Source organism: Streptomyces sp. TG1A-60, assembly GCF_037201975.1.
GTDB lineage: Bacteria > Actinomycetota > Actinomycetes > Streptomycetales > Streptomycetaceae > Streptomyces.
Window position 1 is genome coordinate 3,961,450 of sequence record NZ_CP147520.1, and the last position, 18,606, is coordinate 3,980,055.

13 protein-coding genes and 5 pseudogenes are annotated in these 18,606 nt (G+C 72.0%); 13 read left to right on the forward strand and 5 right to left on the reverse strand.

The annotated features are described in order from the left end of the window. Positions 1 to 61 precede the first annotated feature (61 nt). The 3 genes from WBG99_RS16940 to WBG99_RS16950 all read left to right on the forward strand — a co-directional run bounded on the left by WBG99_RS16940 (position 62) and on the right by WBG99_RS16950 (position 2,289). Entirely contained in the window at positions 62 to 649 is a 588-nt protein-coding gene (locus WBG99_RS16940) for a hypothetical protein (RefSeq protein ID WP_338897110.1), read from the forward strand. A 123-nt stretch (positions 650 to 772) separates the two neighbouring features. Continuing rightward, positions 773 to 1,378, forward strand: a complete 606-nt coding sequence (locus tag WBG99_RS16945) for a SigE family RNA polymerase sigma factor (RefSeq protein ID WP_338897111.1) — start codon at positions 773 to 775, stop codon at positions 1,376 to 1,378. Between the two features lie 86 nt (positions 1,379 to 1,464). Continuing rightward, a complete protein-coding gene (locus tag WBG99_RS16950) occupies positions 1,465 to 2,289 on the forward strand; it encodes a hypothetical protein (protein ID WP_338897112.1) in 825 nt (274 codons plus the stop codon). Between the two features lie 110 nt (positions 2,290 to 2,399). Here WBG99_RS16950 and WBG99_RS16955 read toward each other — a convergent pair. Beyond that, positions 2,400 to 2,685, reverse strand: a pseudogene (locus tag WBG99_RS16955) (transcriptional regulator); the annotation flags it as partial. A gap of 301 nt (positions 2,686 to 2,986) precedes the next feature. Here WBG99_RS16955 and WBG99_RS16960 point away from each other — a divergent pair. After that, positions 2,987 to 3,649 (forward strand): response regulator transcription factor, encoded by a 663-nt coding sequence (locus WBG99_RS16960; RefSeq protein ID WP_338900368.1) that lies wholly within the window; start codon positions 2,987 to 2,989, stop codon positions 3,647 to 3,649. Positions 3,650 to 4,044: 395 nt separating this feature from the next. Here WBG99_RS16960 and WBG99_RS16965 read toward each other — a convergent pair. Then, positions 4,045 to 5,291, reverse strand: a pseudogene (locus tag WBG99_RS16965) (hypothetical protein). A 73-nt stretch (positions 5,292 to 5,364) separates the two neighbouring features. Continuing rightward, the gene (locus WBG99_RS16970; RefSeq protein WP_338897113.1) at positions 5,365 to 6,561 is read right to left on the reverse strand and encodes a PP2C family protein-serine/threonine phosphatase; all 1,197 of its coding nucleotides are present in this window, start codon (positions 6,559 to 6,561) and stop codon (positions 5,365 to 5,367) included. 119 nt (positions 6,562 to 6,680) lie between these two features. Between WBG99_RS16970 and WBG99_RS16975 the strand changes: the two genes are divergently transcribed. The 5 genes and pseudogenes from WBG99_RS16975 (at position 6,681) to WBG99_RS16995 (ending at position 10,411) form a co-directional block, all read left to right on the forward strand. Continuing rightward, positions 6,681 to 7,199, forward strand: a complete 519-nt coding sequence (locus tag WBG99_RS16975) for a hypothetical protein (protein ID WP_338897114.1) — start codon at positions 6,681 to 6,683, stop codon at positions 7,197 to 7,199. A 119-nt stretch (positions 7,200 to 7,318) separates the two neighbouring features. Next, positions 7,319 to 8,282, forward strand: a pseudogene (locus WBG99_RS16980) (hypothetical protein). Positions 8,283 to 8,475: 193 nt separating this feature from the next. Then, positions 8,476 to 8,646, forward strand: a pseudogene (locus WBG99_RS16985) (alpha/beta hydrolase); the annotation flags it as partial. A gap of 118 nt (positions 8,647 to 8,764) precedes the next feature. Then, entirely contained in the window at positions 8,765 to 9,214 is a 450-nt protein-coding gene (locus WBG99_RS16990; RefSeq protein WP_338897115.1) for a hypothetical protein, read from the forward strand. 147 nt (positions 9,215 to 9,361) lie between these two features. Beyond that, the gene (locus WBG99_RS16995) at positions 9,362 to 10,411 is read left to right on the forward strand and encodes an endonuclease/exonuclease/phosphatase family protein (RefSeq protein WP_338897116.1); all 1,050 of its coding nucleotides are present in this window, start codon (positions 9,362 to 9,364) and stop codon (positions 10,409 to 10,411) included. 91 nt (positions 10,412 to 10,502) lie between these two features. On the opposite strand, the gene WBG99_RS17000 is transcribed toward WBG99_RS16995, so the two are convergent. Further along, positions 10,503 to 12,563, reverse strand: coding sequence for a PhoX family protein (locus tag WBG99_RS17000; RefSeq protein WP_338897117.1), 2,061 nt, complete (start codon positions 12,561 to 12,563; stop codon positions 10,503 to 10,505). Positions 12,564 to 12,815: 252 nt separating this feature from the next. On the opposite strand from WBG99_RS17000, the gene WBG99_RS17005 reads away from it, so the two are divergent. Both WBG99_RS17005 and metG (WBG99_RS17010) read left to right on the forward strand, forming a co-directional pair. Then, on the forward strand, positions 12,816 to 14,510 hold the full coding sequence (locus tag WBG99_RS17005) for a VWA domain-containing protein (RefSeq protein WP_338897118.1): 1,695 nt from the start codon (positions 12,816 to 12,818) through the stop codon (positions 14,508 to 14,510). A 133-nt stretch (positions 14,511 to 14,643) separates the two neighbouring features. Further along, entirely contained in the window at positions 14,644 to 16,251 is a 1,608-nt protein-coding gene (gene metG / locus WBG99_RS17010; RefSeq protein ID WP_338897120.1) for a methionine--tRNA ligase, read from the forward strand. A gap of 55 nt (positions 16,252 to 16,306) precedes the next feature. Here the strand turns inward: metG (WBG99_RS17010) and WBG99_RS17015 are convergent. Continuing rightward, positions 16,307 to 16,405 (reverse strand): annotated as a pseudogene (locus WBG99_RS17015) (type II toxin-antitoxin system VapB family antitoxin); the annotation flags it as partial. A gap of 198 nt (positions 16,406 to 16,603) precedes the next feature. Between WBG99_RS17015 and metG (WBG99_RS17020) the strand changes: the two are divergent. Both metG (WBG99_RS17020) and WBG99_RS17025 read left to right on the forward strand, forming a co-directional pair. Then, positions 16,604 to 18,337 (forward strand): methionine--tRNA ligase, encoded by a 1,734-nt coding sequence (metG, locus tag WBG99_RS17020; RefSeq protein WP_338897121.1) that lies wholly within the window; start codon positions 16,604 to 16,606, stop codon positions 18,335 to 18,337. A gap of 76 nt (positions 18,338 to 18,413) precedes the next feature. Beyond that, on the forward strand, positions 18,414 to 18,599 hold the full coding sequence (locus WBG99_RS17025) for a hypothetical protein (protein WP_338897122.1): 186 nt from the start codon (positions 18,414 to 18,416) through the stop codon (positions 18,597 to 18,599). Positions 18,600 to 18,606: the final 7 nt, after the last annotated feature.

Here is an 18,606-nt window from a genome sequence, read left to right on the forward strand (position 1 = left end):
GCGTTTTCAGAGGTGTCAGACCAAGGCACCCGACCAACAGACCTAGGGGGGTCGTCCGTTCATGCCCATGGCACGGATGCACAAGTACGTCGCCGTCGCAGCACTGACCACGCTGCTGGCGGGGGCACCGACGATGTCGTACGCCGTCTCACAGGGGGAGGCGGCGCACGGCACCGACGACAGGACGGTGGCGGCGGCCTCCGAGGCGGCCAGGAAGGCGCCGACCCCGCGCATCGTCCAGCCCGGTGAGCACGTCGTCGCCGCGCCCGGCTTCGAGCTGTGGATGACGGCGGAGGGCAAGCACTGGCTGGAGCCGTCCCTGCCCGACTACCCGCAGTTCCGCAGCGTCGTCGACGGCAACATCGACCTCACCCAGCCGGGGGTGTCGATCCAGGCGGGCGGCCACGAGGGGCGCTACTACCTCTCCGGCCTCTACTACGGCGGCAAGGGCACCGCCTCCCGCGTCGTGGTCGACACCAGCACGGGCAAGGTCCACGGCAAGCTGATCGAACTGCCCGGGAAGCCCGGCTGGGGCGTCTGGTACGCCATCGCGGACCTGCCCGCGGGGGACACCGGGGAGGACTTCCTCCGCAGTGTCACCGTCTACGACACCAAGGGCTGCGTCTACTCCGAGCTGCGGCTGATCTGACCCGGCCGGACCGCCCCGGCACAACGTGCCGAAGTGACCGTGCGGGAGCGGGAGTCGACCACCCCGCTCCCGCACGGCACGCTCCTCCCTCATACCCGTACCCGATCCCGAGGACCGTCGTCCGTGCCGCACGAGAAACCCGGATCACCCGAGGGTGCCGACTTCGCCGCGTACGCCGCCACGGCCTGGCCCCGCCTGGTGCGGACCGCGCACATGCTGACCGGCGACTTCCACGAGGCCGAGGATCTCGTCCAGACCACCCTGGTGAAGGTGTACGCCCGCTGGTGGCGCATACCCCGTGACGACGTCGACTTCTACGTACGGCGCTCGCTCGTCAACAACAACATCAGCCGCGTGCGGAAGAGACGTGTGGCCCATCTGCTGACGCCGTTCCTGCCGGAGCGGGTGCACGAGCGGCAGGCCGGACACGCCGATTCCGTCGCCCAGCGGGCCGCCGTGAGGCAGGCGTTGGCCGCGCTGTCAGCCCGCCAGCGGTCCGTGCTGGTGCTGCGCTTCTGGGAGGACCTGACCGAGAACGAGATCGCCCAACTGCTCGGCTGCTCGCCCGGCACGGTCAAGACCCATGTACGACGCGGCCTCCAGACCCTGCGCGGCCACCCCGTGTTCGCCCCCGTCCCGCACACCGACGACGCCCACGGCGCCACCGCCTCCCCCTCCCGCCGTTTCGCCCCGGCGCCCCCCTCGCCCGTCCCCGGAGCCCGCACATGAACCACCCGACCTCCGGGACCGACCCGACCGGCACCGGCGCGGACTCAGGAACAGGAACAGGAACAGGAACAGGAACGAACGCGGGGATGGCCGCGGGAACGGACGCATTCGTCGGCTCCGGCTTCGGCCCCGGCTTCGGCCCCGGCCCCGGCTTCTGCCTCAGTTCAAGCGGCCAATACGCCCCCGACACCGCGCAGTTGCTGCGGGCGGCCTTCGCCGAGGCCGCCTCCGACGTCACGCCGCCGCCCGTCCCGCTGGAAGCGATCGAACGGGACGGCCGCAGGCGCCGGCGGCGGCGCCGGGCCACCGCACTGAGCGCGGGCTGCGGGCTGCTGCTGATCCCGCTCGCCGCGCTGGCCCTGCGCCCCGACGGCCCCTCCACCGGCGTCCGGCCCATGGCCCCGACGGCCCCGGGCGCCAGCGCGTCGCCCTCGCCCACGCGGCCCCCGGCGCCGATCGCCGGGAAGGCGCGGGTCGTCGCACCGGGTGAGCGGGTGCACGTCGGTGACGGCACCCGGATCTGGCTGACGGAGGAGGGCAAGCACTGGGACGAGCCCAAGGTCTCCGACATACCCGAGTTCCGCAGCGTGGTCGACGGGAACCTCGACACCAGCCGGCCGGGCGCCTCCGTGCAGGAGACGTCATGGGGCTCCGACTACGCGTTCCTCTCCGGCGTCTACTACGGCGGCCGGACCGTGGCGGCGGGCGCCGAGATCGAGCTCCACGACGGCAGGAAGCTTCACGGCACGGTCCTGCGGCTGGCCGGGAACGAGGAGTGGGGCGCCTGGTACGTGCGGACGGACATCGGGGAAGGCGTCTCGCACGCCGACCACATGCGGGGCCTGACCCGCAAGGTCACGGTGTACGACGTGAAGGGCGCCGTGGTCGCGTCGAGTCGGTTCGGCGACTGACGGGCCCGCGACGCACGCCGGTCACCGCTTCTCGTACGGGTTTCCCGTGTTGCTCCGCGGTCTCCACGTGCGGAGGCGAGCGAGCGGCGCTGCGCACGGCACCGGAATCGTCAAAGAGGCGGCTGTGCCGGCGCCGGGCCGAGAGTGGTGGTACCGGGGGCGGTGCGGTGGCCGAGGCCGGTGGGCGTCGAGGGCGGCCTCCACCCGGCCGCCCCGGCGGTACAGGTCCCCCAGCAGCCGGCACAGGTCGGCCAGGTCACCGGCGGCGCCCGCCCGTTCCAGCAGGCTCGGCGCGCGCACGTAGTGCTCCTCGGCGGCGTCCGCGTCACGGGTGTCCTCGGCGATGATGCCGAGGAGGCGGTGGGCGGCGGCGGAGTGCAGGGCGCCGCGTTCGGAGCGATGTACGCCGGGGTGTACGCCGGTTCCGCCAACTGCCGCTGCGTGAGGCCCAGTTCCGTCCGCAGCTGCTGCACTCTGCGCCCGATGATCTCGGGGGCGTCCCGGAGGGTGGCACCCCGAATGGTGGGGAAAGGACTCTCCCTTACCTGCCGGTACGTGTGACGATACGGCTCCGACGGAACTTGAGACCTCAACCTGAGGTCACGGTCGCAAAGGAACAGGAATGACCACCCCTGTGCCCTCCGCTCCCTCAGCCGCATCGGCCGGGTCCACCGCGTCCGCCGGGCGGCTGCTCGTCGTGGACGACGAGGAAGGCATCCGCTCCATGCTCACCATGGCGCTGGAGTTCCTCGGCTACCGGGTGACCGCCGCGGCCACCGGCCGCCAGGCGCTGCAGGCCGTCACCCGGTACGACCCCGATCTGATCCTCCTCGACGTCAACCTCCCCGACGTGGGCGGCTTCGAGGTCTGCCGGACCCTGCGCGAGCGCGGCAACGACGTCCCCGTGCTCTTCCTCACCGGCCTCAGCGGCGTCGACGACCGGGTGCGCGGCCTCGACATGGGCGGTGACGACTTCGTCACCAAGCCCTTCGAGTTGAAAGAGGTCGCCGCCCGTGTCCGCGCCCTGCTGCGCCGGGCCGGCAGCCGCCAACCCACCCCCGACCGCAACCGCCTGCGCGCCGGCCAGATCCAACTCGACGCCGACGCCCACCAGGTCTGGGCCGCCGACCGCCCCGTCGACCTCACCACCACCGAGTTCGCCCTCCTGCGCTACCTCATGGAGAACCCCGGCCGCGTCCTGTCCCGGGGCCAGATCCAGGAACGCGTCTGGAACCACCGCGACGAGGGGTCCGGCGTCGTCGACACGTACATCTACTATCTGCGCCGCAAACTCGGCGTGCCGGGCCAGTCGCTCATACGGACGGTCAGGGGAGTGGGCTACCAACTGTGCGCGAACTGACCGAGTGGCACGGCGGGCCGGCGGCCGGTGGGTGGCCGGTGCGTCGCCCCCGGGTACGTCTCCTCGCCCCCGGCGCGGACGGGCCCGGCGGACGAGCGGGTTCACCGGGCGCCGGGGGTGCGTGGTTCAGGGTACGGACCCCGGCCCCGTCGTAGCCCATGGCTGGCGACAGAAGGTAGTTTTTACCTACCGCTGACGAGATTCTGATCATTCTCCGATCGAACCCGGAGCCGTTCCGGAACCACGACCACTTAAGTGATCAACGTGCGGTGTCCACTCCATGCATGACGGTGTGGCTCCGTACGACTCCCCCTCCGAGGTCGGCCCGGCGCTCGCCCTGATCGACGGCTCATCGATCTACGACGAACGGAACGACGGCTCATCGACCGGCTCGGCTAACCGGGCACGTGCTGGGCCGACCTCGACTCCCCGAACCGCTGCCGCAGTTCGGCCAGCCGCTGCCGCACATGCTCCGCCGCTCCGGCCCGCCGCCCCGGCACCCGCCCCCGCAACTCCGCCAGCTCCAGGCCCAGTTCACAGGCCCGCTCGGCGTCCGCCACCAGCCCCCACTGATGGTGCGCCCGGTCGACCGCCGCCTCGACCACCGGGTCCCGCGCGGGCAGCCCCGCCGCGAGCCGGGCCCGCGCCACCCCCATCCAGGCCGCGCAGCTCCCCGCCGCGTCCCCCGCGAACATCGCCAGATCCGCCCGCACCTCCCGCCAGTGCAGCACCTCCTCCGCTCCCTCCCCGAACTCCCGCAACGCCCCCTCCTCGCACCGCACGGCGATCCCCGCCGCCTCACCGTGACGTCCGGACTCGACGGCCGCGGTGATGGCGGTATGGGGATCGGTGACGGCCGCCTCCCGGTCGTCCTCGGTGTCCTCGGCCCGCCCGGCGTTCGAGGACGGGCCCGTGGGGCGATGGCGGGGGGCCGGCGGCACAGCCTCCGGGGGGCGGGGGTGGGCGGGCGCGGCGGGGGCGAGGCCTCGGAGGGGGCCGGCCGGGGCGGGGGCGGTGGCGTCCCAGGCCAGGACCAGGTCGTCGTAGCCGCCCGTCCGCGCGAGCACCTGCTCGTGGAGGGCCGCCGGCTCGGGCCGCTGCCCACTGCGCAGTATCGTCGCCAGGGTCTTCATGTAACCCGGCACGGCCGCCCCCGCCGGCCCCCCGCCGCCGGCGGCGCGATCCGCCCGTACACACTCACCCCCGGCCCGGCCCCCAGCGGCCGGCCGGCCAACTGCCGCCACACCTCCGCGTCGGCGTGCAGATCGAGGAACAACGTCGTGGACCCCGGCGTACGCAGCCGCAGTTCCTCCACGAGCCACTGCCAGGGAAACGCCGTGTAGCGCACGGTCGCCGGCGTCGTACGCGCCAGCGCCAGATGTACCAGCCGCTGCTTGCGGTCGAGTTGGAGCTGCCCCGTGAGGAACACGGTCAGCGGCCCCGGCGCCGTGGCGGCGGCGCGCAGCCGGGTGAGGACGGCCTGCGGCTCCAGCGGATCGGCCAGCTCGACCACGTTCGCCGTCCCCGTGCCGGACAGCACCTCGGGCGTGACGGCCGCCAGTACGGGAAGCACGGAGGCCGCGTCCACCAGGCACCCCTTGCCCATGGGCGAGGCCGCGAGCAGCAGCACTGTTCCGGGCATCGTTCCCTCCCCATCGATCACGTACGCCAGCCAGCACGGTAACCGCTGCGCGTGCGAACGGGGTAAGGACCACTCACTTCGGGTTCCTCGCCCGGCGTACCGCGAAGATCGTCGTGTCGTCGTCGAGATGCCCGCCGGTGTGGTCCAGGACGCCGTCGCGGACGAGGCGGACGAGGGTCGCGGGATCGGTGACGGACGGCCCGGCGGCGAGGGCGCGGACGAGGTACTCGCGCAGCGGGAAGAAGACCCCACCGCCGTCACGCGCCTCCGTCACCCCGTCGGTGACCAGGAGCAGCGTCTCGTCGGCAGCGAGTCGGACCGCGGTCGTCCGGGACACGTGCGGCGCCAACTCGCTGAGCCCCAGCGGCAGTCCGTCCCACAGCGGCAGGGGCCGCACGCCGTCGGGGGAGACCAGGAACGGGGGTTCGTGACCGAAGTTGACGACGCCCACGGTGACCTCGTCGAGCCCGGTGGTGTCCGGCCCCCGGTCGGTCCGTGCGCTGCGCAGCTGCGGGAAGTCGAGCAGCACGGCGGTCGCGAAGCGCTCGGCGTCGTCGCGGCCGACGTGCGCGCAGTACCGCACGTGCCGCACCATCCGCGTCTCCAGCCGCTCGGCCACGGTGCCCGGATCGGGCTCGTGGTACGCGGCCTCACGGAACGTGCCGAGCAGCACGGACGCCGCCTCCACCGCCGCGAGCCCCTTGCCCTGGACGTCGCCGATGAGGACGCGGGTGCCGTGCGGACTCGGCTGGATGTCGTAGAAGTCGCCGCCCACGCGGGCCTCGCTGTCGGCGGCGAGGTAGATCTCCGCGTGGTCGAGACCGCCGACGTCCGGCGGCAACTGGCGCAGCAGGATGCGGCGGGTGGTGTCGACGACGGCCCGCATGTGCAGCATCCGCTCCTGCCCGCGCAGCCGTACCGCGCACGCCAGCACCGACAGCACCCCGCCCACTGCGACGAGCACGAAGTCCGGCAGCCCGGTGCGGTCCTGGTTCCCCCAGGAGTGGTCGCCGACGACGTACAGGAGCATGGCGAGCAGCGCGAACAGCGCCGTCGTCCACACCCGGCAGACCGCGGCGGCCGTGCCCGGCACGAGCACCAGCCACGACAGGACCCGGAAGTCACCGTCGGTGCTCCAGTCGACCACCGGTACGGCGAGCAGCACCACCAGCGGGGGAAGCCAGGCGATGCCGTGCCCGCGGATCCGCAGCGGCTGCTGCCGCTCGACGGGGTCCGGCTCCCGGCGCACACGCGGCCTCGGCATCCGCATGACCCACAGCGAAACACGACCGCCACCACCCCGCATCCCGACTTGCCCGCGGCCCGTGTCGGGTGTGCCCTGGTAGTCGGGACGCAGAGGTGCGGGGGAGGGAAGAGAGGAGTGCTCCCATGGCTCAAGCGGCACCCACTCCGGGCGGGCGGTCGACGCCGGGCGGACCGGCGCCCACGGGCGGACCCACGACTCCGGGCACACGTCCCGACCCGGCCACCCGTGACGCCACACCCGGCACCACACCCGATGTCTTCAGCGAGCGCGCGCACACGCTCACGAACCGGATCCTGCCCGTGGTCCTCGGCCTCGTCTACGGCTACTGGGCGGCGGCCGTCAGCCGCGACGCCGGCCCCATCACCGGCTGGAACCTCCTCTTCGGCTTCACGGCCGCGTTCGTGTTCGCGGCACTCCACCTCGCCGTGCAGGCCGTCGCGCCCCGCCTGCGCCGCGAACCGCACGCCCTCCTCTGGGCCGCCTTCGCCGGCTGCGCCTTCGGTTTCCTCTACAGCCAGGCCCCCCAGCACAGCGTGCTGCGCTCCGCGGCCATCTCCCTCGCTGTCGCCGCGGCGGTGTTCGCGGTGGCGTTCTACCGCTACTACACGCACGAGGACGCGGAGGGCCACCGGCTGAAGTGAGGCAGGGACGGACCCGCGGGCGGCCCGCCCTCCCCGTTCGGCTTGTCCTGTGGGGCCATTCGCAGGCACGGGTGGCGGGAGCGTTCGCGTACGGGCGGGCGGCGGGCTTGCCTGGAGGGGTGTCCCACCGCGCTCGCGGCGCCCTGTCGGCCGCGCTGACCGTGTTCGCCTGCCTGCTCACGCCGGTGGGCGCACTGGCCACGTGGGCGACGTACGAGATCGCGGACCGGACGCGGTACGAGGCGATCACGGCACCCCTGGCCGCCGACCCCGACGTACGGGACACCCTCGCGGACGCGGTCGCCGCCGGGATCCTGCGCGAGGTCCGGGTGGGGCCGCCGCTGCGGGAGCCGGTAGGCGACTTCACGCACGAGGCGGCGCGCTCCTTCACCCGGACGGAGGCGTTCCGCACGGCGTGGCGCATGACGAACCGGGCGGCGCACGACGCGGTCCTGAAGGCGGTACGGGAGGAGGGCACGGACGGCGGGGGACGGACGGCGGGCGCGCTGCGGGCGGGCGGGGCGGGGCCGGGCGGGGCGAGGGGCGGCCGGTGACGCTCGACCTCGCGCCCATCGGCGAACGCGTCAAGCGGCAACTCGTGCGCGACCACGTGCCGTTCGCCCATCGCATCCCGGTCGCGCACACCGAGGTCGAGATCCTGTCGGCCGCGGAACTGGTACAGCTCAGGAAGGGGTATCGCGTGCTCGAAGTCGCCGCGTTCTGGCTCCCGGTCGGCGCTCTCGCACTGGCCGCCGGTGGCATCCTCGTCGCCACGCAGCGCCGCCGGGCCGTCTGCGCGACGGGCCTCGGCACGGCTCTGGGCGGCGCCCTCCTCGGCGTCGCCGTCGCGCTGGGCCGCCACCTCACCCTCGCCGACCTGCCCCCGGGCGTCCCCCCGAGGCCGCCGGCGCCGTCTACGACGCCCTCACCGCCACCCTCCGCACCGTGACCTGGGGCCTGCTGGGCCTGGGCACCACCATCGCCTGCGCCGCCTGGCTCACCGGCCACCTCGTACAACGTCGCCGAGCACCCGCAACGCCCCCGCCAGCTCCGACAGACCGACCGAACCGAGCCCGAGCCTGACGCAACGCCCCGCGGGAGCCGCCCCCGAGGACCCGCCGACCACGGACCCGCCCGACTCCCGCGGCCCCTCCCCCGGCCCGAGGAGGCACCGGGCCCGGGGGACCCCGCCCGCGACCGGTCGTCCCGCCGGGCCGCCGCCGCGCCCCACCCGGACCGCTCCGGCTCCGTCGGCCGTCCCGGCGTCTCGGGCTCCGTCGTCGGCGCCGACGACGCGTACACCCCCGTCAGCGACGCCGAGGCCCTGCACGCCGCCCTCCCCGACGCCACCCTGCACGTCGTCGACGGCGCCGCCCACCTGCCGAACCTGGAGCGGCCGGCGGAGTTCGACAAGGCGCTGGAGGACTTCCTGACCCGGCTGGACTGAGCCCGGCCCGCCGGTCACGCCCGAGGGCCGCCTCACCCGTTCGGCCTCCACCGGGTGCGGCGCTCCCGCTACGGCGCGAGCATGCGGATGAGCTGTCCATCCGTCGGAGGAGGCCCTCATGGCCCAGCACAGCACCACCCCGCGCCCGGACCCCGCCTCGCGGGAGACGCCGACGTCCGGGAAGGAGCCCGGCTCGTCGTGGGCCCTCGGCGGAATGGTCTTCGCCGGTGTCCTCATGATGGTCATCGGCGTCATGGGCATCCTCAACGGCATCGCGGGGATCGCCACGGACGACGTGTACACGAACATCGGCGACTACGTGTTCGAGTTCAGCCTCACCGCCTGGGGCTGGATCCACCTGGTCATCGGGCTCGCCGTCCTGACCGTCGGCTGGGGCGTCCTGCAGGGCCGCGACTGGGCCCGCGCGATGGGCATCGCTCTGGCGTCCCTCTTCGCCATCGCGTACTTCATGTTCCTCCCCTACGCCCCCGTCTGGTCCACGATCTGCATCGCCATCGCGGTCTTCGTGATGTGGTCCCTGGCGACGGCCCCGGACCCGGCGCGGTAGCGAGCGACGCGGACGAACGCGGAAGAGCCCGGAGGTACCCGTGCGAGGGCGAGTGCGGACCGTGCGCGTCCCGCTCCCCTCGCAACCTTCGCCCCGCCCACTCCGTCCTAGAGGAAGAACCCGGCGGCGAAGGGAAGGCATCGGCCCGTGGAGAGCACGACCATCGAGCGGCCGGAGCCGGCGCCGTCACCGGAACCACCGGCACGGCGCCCCCGGCACCGAGGCAGGGCACGGCTCGCCGCCCTGCTCCTCCTCGGCGTCACCGCCGTCGTCGCCTGCCGGGCGCTCGACACCGACGCCTTCACCCCGGTCACCCAGCTCCTCGCGTTCCTGCCCTGGCTCCTCGCGCCCACCGGCCTCGCCCTCCTCCTCGCCCTCCTCGCCCGCTGGTGGACCGGGCTGCTCTGGGGCGTCGTCGTGCTCGGCGCGCTCGCGTGGTTCATCGAGCCGTACGGCAGGGCGAGCGAGCCCGGCGGGACCGTGCTGGCCGAGGTGCGGGTGATGACGTCCAACGTGCAGCTCGGCCGGGGCACGGACGCCCTCATCGACGCCGTACGCCGTGACCGCCCCGACATCGTCTTCGTCGAGGAGTGCGAGTACACCTGCTCGGCCGCCCTCCGCGACGCCTTCGGTTACCTCGACGACAACCGGGGCGGCGGCCCGGAGGACGCTCCCGACTACCCCCACCGCCAGGCCGTCGAGGGCTACGGCTCCACCGGCTCCGTCATCCTCAGCCGCTACCCGCTCAAGGCCGCCGACCCGATCCCCGGCACCATGGGCATGCCCGGTGCCGTGGCGGACATCGAGGGCCACCCCGTACGGCTGCGGCTGGCGCACCCCATGCCGCCGCTGCCGGGCCAGTTGGACACCTGGCGGCGGGAGCTGGGCGCGCTGCGGGCGTACGCGGCGGCGGACACCCGGACCCCGACCATCATGGCCGGGGACTTCAACGCCTCCCAGGACCACGCCGCCTTCCGCGGCATCCTCGACACGGGTCTGAGCGACACCGCCCGCCTGGTCGGCGAGGACCGGAGGCCGACCTGGCCCGCCCGGACGACCCCGAGGATCGGCGCCCAGATCGATCACGTCCTCGTCTCGGCGAAGGACTTCTCCGCACGCGGGGTCCGCTTCCGGGAACTGCCCGGCACCGACCACAACGCCGTCACCGCCGACCTCACCCTCCACCGACGCGGATGAACCAGGGCGCCGCCCTCCACCGACACGCCAGCGGAACCGGTGCGGGCCGTCCTGCCCGACAGGAGGACGGCCCGCGTTCGCGTGTGCGCGATCAGACGCCGATGTCGCAGCCGTCCGCGCGCCACACCGCGACGACCGCGGGGCGGACGTACTCGCCGGGGCCGTCGGGCCAGGTGCTCTTGGGGTTCTCGACGGAGGCACCGTCGACCTCGCCCGGGTGCTGGACCGCGACCAGGACACGGCGGTCCTCGATGATCGGGCCACAGGTCTCGGCGCCGCTCGGCACGGTCAGGAACTGCTTCAGCTCACCGCGCCGCCCACCGCGCGTGGCGACACCGAAGAGCCCGTCGTGCGAGCCGAGCCGGGCGCCGTCGGTGGAGATCCACAGGTTGCCGTACGGGTCGAAGGCGACGTTGTCCGGGCAGGAGATCGGGCTGACGTCGTCCTTCGGGAAACCCGCGAAGTAGGTCGCCGGGTCCTCGGGGTCGCCCGCGACGAGGAACAGCAGCCAGCCGAACCTCGTGCTCTCGGGCCGGTTGCGGTGCTCGGTGAGTTCGAGGACCTGGCCGTGCTTGTTGGCGTTGCGCGGGTTGGCCTCGTCCGCCCCGGGGTGGGAGCCGACACCCCGGTTGGTGTTGTTGGTGAGGGCGACGTAGACCTTGCCGGTGACCGGGTTGGGCTCGATGTCCTCCGGCCGGTCCATCTTGGTCGCGCCGACCTTGTCGCCCGCGATCCGGGTGAAGACGAAGACCTCGTCGGCCGTCATCCCGTCCACGTGCGAGACGGCACCCCGGGCGGTCGCGGTGGCCAGCGGGATCCACTCACCGGCGCCGTCGAACTCGCCGTCGTCCGGCAGCCTGCCCGTGCCGTCGACCTCGATCGCCGGGGAGTCACCGGTGAGCTTGGCGACGTAGAGCGTGCCCTCGTCGAGCAGCGAGAGGTTGTGCTCGCGCACGGCCCGCGAGCCGCCCCGCTTCATCCGCTTGCTGCTGACGAACTTGTAGAAGTAGTCGAAGCGCTCGTCGTCACCCGAGTAGACGACCGGCCGCCCGTCCGAGGTCAGCCGGATGGTCGCGGCCTCGTGCTTGAAACGCCCGAGCGCGGTGTGCTTGCGCGGCGTGGAGGACGGGTCGTACGGGTCGAGCTCGACGACGTACCCGAAGCGGTGCGGCTCGTTCGGCTCCCGGGCGACGTCGAACCGCTCGTCGAACCGCTCCCACTTGCGCTCCGAGGCGCCGGTGCCGAGGCCGTACCGCTTGTCCGTCGCACGGCTGCCGTTGGCGAAGTACTGGTTGAAGTTCTCCTCGCCGTGGAGGGTCGTGCCCCAGGGGGTCGTACCACCCGAGCAGTTGTTGAGCGTGCCGAGCACCTTCCTGCCGGTCGGGTCGGCGGAGGTCCTGAGGAGGTCGGACCCGGCGGCGGGCCCGGTCAGCCGGAACTCGGTGGTGGCGGTGACGCGCCGGTTGAGGTGGTGCCGGGGCACGGCGGTGAGCCTGCCGGTGCGCCGGTCCTCCTCCACGACCACGGCGGACAGCCCGTGCGCCGCCCAGGCGACCTCGACCTGGTCACGGGTCGGGTTGGCGGCGTCGTACCCCCGGAACATGAGCATCTCGTCGGTGTACTCGTGGCTGGCGACCAGGAGCTTTCGGCCGCGCTCGCCGGGGAGCGGGAGCAGCGCCAGGAAGTCGTTGTTGTAGCCGAACTGGCCGGCCTGGGCCGCGCCCGTCTGGTTCTCCGGGTCGAAGGCGGGCGCACCGCGCAGGATGGGCTCCCCCCACCGGATGACGACGTTCTGCCGGTACCCCTCGGGGATGGTCACCGTGTCGGCGGTGTTGGGCTCGACGGCGGTGAACCGGAGCCCCCGGGCGGCCCTGCCTCTGCCCTTGCTGACGGCGGCTGCCGCGGGGGCCGCGGTGGCGGGCGGGGCGGTGCCGAGGGTGGTCGCCGTCCCGGCCGCGCCGGCCACGGTGACGACGGCGGCGGCCCTCATCACCGAGCGGCGGCTCAGCGCGGTCGCGATGACGTCGCCCACGTACTCGTTGGTGCTGGTGTTCGGCACCTCGTGGAAGCAGGCGTCACCACAGCGGAAACGACAGGTCAGGGCGGAACGGCCGCCGGGGTGCGAGCCGATCATGGGCAGCAGCTTGCGCACAGCGCGCTCCTTGTTCCTCTTATGTGCCTTTTTGTTGTGAGCGCGACACTAGGGGTGCGCGCGTTCGAGAACGCGGACGGAAGGTGAACAGAGGGTGAAACTGCGGCAGTCGAGGCGGTGTTGACAGCGCCGGGTGACGGAGATAATGAAAGTCCCCGCCCCAGCCGAAGATCACCAAACCCGGCCGCTAACCTTACGTGTCCGTCCTGGCCAGGGATTGACGGGCTACAACTCACGCGAAGGGTTGCGCACATGGGCATTCTCTCTCTCCTGCGGAACGCGTTCGGCCGCTCACGCAAGGGGCGCGACTCGGTTCCTTCGCAGGAGGCGGAGCGGGTTTCCTTGAAGGAGACCGAACCGGTTTCCTCGCCGAAGGCCGAACCGAAGGCCGAACCGAAGGTTCCGGCCCCCTCGGCCGAGCCCGAGGCGACGGCCACCACCGCCGACCCCACCCCGGCCCCCTCCGTCGTCGATCTCGTCTCCGCGGCCTTCGACAACGTGACGGTGCCGAAGCCGCGAGTCGATGAACCTGCCGGGAGCAGGGCGGAGACGGAGGTAGAGCCGAAGGCCAAGGCTGAGGCTGAGGCTGAGCTGCCGGCAAAGGCGGAGGCGGAGACGCCGGTCGTCGAGCCTGAGCCCAAGGCGTCCGCCGAGTCCGAGGAGTCCGCTGCCGAGGTCAAGCCCGCGGCGCCGGCGGTCGAGGCTGAGCCGGAGCCTGCGGTCGAGGCGAAGGCCGAGGTAGAACCCGCGTCGTCGAAGACCGAGGTGGAGGCTGAGCCGGAGCCTGCGGACGAGTCTGTGGCACCGGTGGCCGAAGCGGAGCCGGAAGCGGAAGCGGACGCTGCGGCCGTAGCACCGGCCACCGAGCCGGAGCCGGTCGTGACGGCCGAGCCGGAGCCCGAGGCGGCTGCGAAAGCTGAGCCTGAGCCGGTGGCCGCGAAGGAGGCCGAGGCGGAGCCCGCGCCCGAGGTCGAGCCTGTGGCAGGGGCGGAGCCGGAGCCCGAGGCCGAGGCGGTTCCTGCCTCCCAGCCCGAGGCCGTCGTCAAGCCGGAGCCCGCGCCCGAGCCGGAAGCCGCGAAGGAACCGGAAGCCGCCCCGGAGCCCGAGCCGGTGGCCGCCTCCGAGCCCGAGGACGCCCCTGAGCCGGTGGCCGTTCCCGGACCCGTGGCGGCGGCCGTGGAAGCCACCCCCGAGCCCGCGGTCGCCGACGGCGACGGCACCCCGCGGGAGTCACCCGCACCCGACGACGAAAGCGGCACGGGTGGTGCGGTCGGACAAACGGACGTGACCGAAGGCGGAGCCGAGGTCGCGGTGCCCGCGAGCCTGCGTTCCGCGTACGGCGCCGCACGGGCCGTACTCGACAAGCGGGACCTCGCAGCCGCCCGCGCCAAGGTGTACCTCGTGCTGGACAGGTCCGCGTCGATGCGGGCGTACTACAAGGACGGCTCGGCCCAGGCGCTCGGAGAGCAGACGCTGGCGCTCGCCGCCCACCTCGACCCCGAGGCCACCAGCGTCCCCGTCGTCTTCTTCTCGACCGAACTCGACGGCACCGGCGAGCTCACCCTCGACGCGTACGAGAACAAGGTGGACGACCTGCACGCCGGACTCGGGCGCATGGGGCGTACCAGCTACCACGTCGCCGTCGAGGAGGTGCTCGCCCAGCACCGCAAGGCGGCGAAAGCCGGCACCCCCGCACTGGTCGTCTTCCAGACCGACGGCGCCCCCGACGCCAAGACCCCGGCGAACCAGGCGCTCGCGGACGCCGCGAAGAACCACCCGGACGTCCACTTCGCGTTCGTGGCGTTCGGTGACCCGGAGAACAGGGCCTTCGACTACCTCCGCAAGCTGAGGACGGACAACACGTCCCACTTCCTCGCCGGCGAGACCCCGCGGGAGCTGACGGACGCCGAGGTCTACGAGGGCCTGTTGGCGAACTGGCGCCCGTAGCCCGCTCGGAGAGCACGGAGAACCTTCCGCACATCGACCGACAGGGCCCGGCACTACCCCGGGCCCTGTCCACGTAATCCTCCCGCCCGCAATCGGCGTGAGGGCGTTCCCCCGGGCCAGTAGGATTTCGCCCATGGCGGCCACTGGATCCGAGAAGCAGGGCAGGAAGGCGTACTACGTCTCCACCCCCATTTATTACGTCAACGACGCTCCTCACCTGGGCCACGCCTATACGACCGTCGCAGGCGACGTGCTCACCCGCTGGCACCGTCAGCGCGGCGAGCGGGTGTGGTATCTCACCGGCACGGACGAGCACGGTCAGAAGATCATGCGCACCGCGGAGGCGAACGGCGTCAGCCCGCAGGAGTGGGCGGACAAGCTCGTCGACGAAGCCTGGAAGCCCCTCTGGGAACACCTGGAGATCGCGAACGACGACTTCATCCGTACGACGGAGAAGCGTCACACGGACCGCGTCCAGGAGTTCGTCCAGGACCTCCACGACAAGGGCGAGATCTACAAGGGCGGCTACGAGGGCCCGTACTGCGTGGGCTGTGAGGAGTACAAGCTTCCCGGCGACCTCATCGAGGCCGAGGACGGCACGAGGCTGTGTGCCATCCACAGGAAGCCGGTGGAGATCCTCAAGGAGGAGAACTACTTCTTCAAGCTCAGTGAGTACGGCGAGAAGCTGCTCGCCCACTACGAGGCGAACCCGGACTTCATCCAGCCCGAGTCGGCGCGCAACGAGGTCGTGAACTTCGTCCGCCAGGGCCTCCAGGACCTCTCCATCTCCCGTTCCACCTTCGACTGGGGTGTCCCGGTCCCGTGGGACGACAAGCACGTGATCTACGTGTGGATCGACGCGCTGCTGAACTACGCGACGGCGGTCGGCTACAACGAGAACCCGGAGAAGTTCGAGAACACCTTCCCCGCCGACGTGCACCTGGTCGGCAAGGACATCCTCCGCTTCCACGCGATCATCTGGCCCGCGATGCTGATGGCGCAGAACCTCCCGCTACCGGGCAAGGTCGCGGCCAACGGCTGGCTGATGGTCGGCGGTGAGAAGATGTCGAAGTCGAATCTGACGGGCATCAAGCCGCAGGACCTGACGTCGCACTTCGGTGTGGACGCGTACCGCTGGTACTTCCTGCGCGCCATCGCGTTCGGCCAGGACGGCTCGTTCTCCTGGGAGGACTTCTCCGCCCGTTACACGAGCGAGCTGGCGAACGACTACGGCAACCTCGCGTCGCGCGTGGCCGCGATGGTCGGCAAGTACTTCGGCGGCACACTGCCGGAGGCGACGGCCGCAGGCGAGGCCGAGAAGGCGATCCAGGGCGGCCTGGCCGAGGCGGTGGCCGAGGCCGACCGCCGTATCGGCGACGACCTGGACTTCCAGGGCGGCATCCTGGCGATCTTCGACTTCGTGAAGCAGGTCAACGGCTACATCACGGAACAGGAGCCGTGGAAGGTGGCCAAGGACGATTCACCGGAGGGCCGGGCCCGCCTGGCGACGATCCTCTACACGGCCGCGGAGTCGCTCCGCGCGGTGGCGGTCCTGCTCAACCCGGTCATGCCGGACACCTCGCAGAAGCTCTGGGACTCCCTCGGCGCGGACGCCGTTCTCGGCGCGCTCTCCGACCAGAGGGTCGCAGACGCCGCCGCCTGGGGCCGGCTCCCGGCGGGCGCGACGGTCACCAAGGGCGCGGTGCTCTTCCCGCGTCTGGAGGAGAAGCCGAGCGCGTAGTCACGAACGTGAGCGTGAGGGAGGTGACCGGGGCTCGGTCCCCCTCGCGTTCTCACAGCGCGGTGTTGACGGTGTCCTTCTTGGTCTTCGTGCCGAGCAGTTCCTGGGCTTCCGCCAGAGCCTCGTCGTCGACCTCGATGAGCAGCTTCGACATACAGACCTCCCCGATACAGACGTGCAGCACTCACGGTATATACCAGTGCGCGAGCGTCCACTCGCGACCCCGGACGGACGATCATTCCCGCCCGCCCCCGTCGACTACGATTCCAAGGTTCGTACGACGGCCCCGGCGGCACGGCACAGCCGAAATCGACACCCGTCACCCCACGCAACGACCTGGGAGCAGCCCGCGATGGCTCGACACCTCATCACCAGCGCCCTTCCGTACATCAACGGGATCAAGCACCTGGGCAACATGGTGGGGTCCATGCTCCCGGCGGACGTGTACGCCCGGTACCTCCGCCAGCGCGGCCACGACGTCCTGTACATCTGCGCGACGGACGAGCACGGCACGCCGGCCGAGCTGGCCGCGAAGGAGCGGGGGCTCCCCGTCGCCGAGTTCTGCGCGCAGGCGCACGACGCGCAGAAGGCCGTCTACGACGGTTTCGCGCTCGCGTTCGACTACTTCGGCCGCAGCTCCAGCCCGCAGAACGTCGAGATCACCCAGCACTTCGCGCGCCGCCTGAAGGAGAACGGGTTCATCGAGGAGCGGGCCATCCGCCAGGTGTACTCGCCCGCCGACGGCCGCTTCCTCCCGGACCGCTACGTCGAGGGCACCTGCCCGCACTGCGGCTACGACAAGGCCCGCGGCGACCAGTGCGAGAACTGCACCCGCGTCCTCGACCCCACCGACCTCGTCGACCCGCGCTCGGCGATCTCCGGCTCCACCGACCTGGAGGTCCGCGAGACCAAGCACCTCTTCCTCCTCCAGTCCAAGCTCCAGCACGAGGTGGAGGCCTGGGTCGCCGCGCACGAGGAGGAGTGGCCACAGCTGTCGTCCTCCATCGCCCGCAAGTGGCTGAACGAGGGCCTGCACGACCGCGCCATCACCCGTGACCTGGACTGGGGCGTACCGGTCCCGGCCGACACCTGGCCGGAACTGGCGGCCGAGGGCAAGGTCTTCTACGTCTGGTTCGACGCCCCGATCGAGTACATCGGCGCGACGAAGGAGTGGTCGGACGCCGCCCCGGACGACGAGACCCGGGGCTGGAAGTCCTGGTGGTACGAGGCGGACTCCGGCGACAACCCCGTCCGCTACACGCAGTTCATGGCGAAGGACAACGTCCCCTTCCACACGGTGATGTTCCCGGCCACCGAGCTGGGCATCCGTGAGCCGTGGAAGAAGGTCGACTACGTCAAGGCCTTCAACTGGCTGACGTACTACGGCGGGAAGTTCTCCACCTCGCAGAAGCGGGGCGTCTTCACCGACCAGGCCCTGGAGATCCTTCCGGCGGACTACTGGCGCTACTTCCTGATCGCCAACGCGCCCGAGTCGGACGACTCGTCCTTCACCTGGGAGCACTTCACCGCCACGGTCAACAAGGACCTCGCCGACACCCTCGGCAACTTCGTCAACCGCGTCCTGTCCTTCTCCCGCAAGCGCTTCGGCGACGAGGTGCCGGCCGGCGCGGCGCCCGGCGAGCCGGAGGCGCGGCTCGGCGAGGAGATCACCCGCCTTCTCACCGAGTACGAGTCGCAGATGGAGGCCCTCCAGTTCCGCAAGGCCGCCACGGCCCTGCGCGCCCTGTGGTCGGCGGGCAACTCCTACCTGGAGGAGAAGGCCCCCTGGCTGCAGATCAAGACCGACCAGGACGGCGCGGCCCTCACCCTCCGCACCGCCATGAACCTCATCCACCTCTACGCGGTGGTCTCCGCGCCGTTCATCCCGGTCTCCTCGGCCGCCATGCGCACCGCCTTCGCCCTCAGGGACGACACGGCCACCTGGGTCACGCCGGAGGAGGCCAGGGCCCTCGACTCCGTCCCGGCCGGCACCCCCTTCACCGTCCCCCCGGTCCTCTTCGCCAAGCTGACGGAGGACGACCTGGAGGCGTACAAGGACCGCTTCGGCGGCGAGCCCGCCGCGTAAGGCCCCGGCATCAGAAAAGAGGCCCGGTGACGTCGTACGACGTCACCGGGCCCCTGGTTGTCTGCTTTTCGGATGCGTGCTCGCGGCGCTCGCGGCGGCGGTCGCCTTCCGTCGTCTGCAGGAGATCAGTCACTTCGCGGTGCACGGCGTGCTGGCGCGCGCCAACCGGCTCAACACCCTGCTCGCCGAGGTGGCCGTGCACATCGGCGCACGCTGCCGCGACTGCCGCGAGCGCCAGCCACCCGCCGTCACGACCTTCTGACAGAACA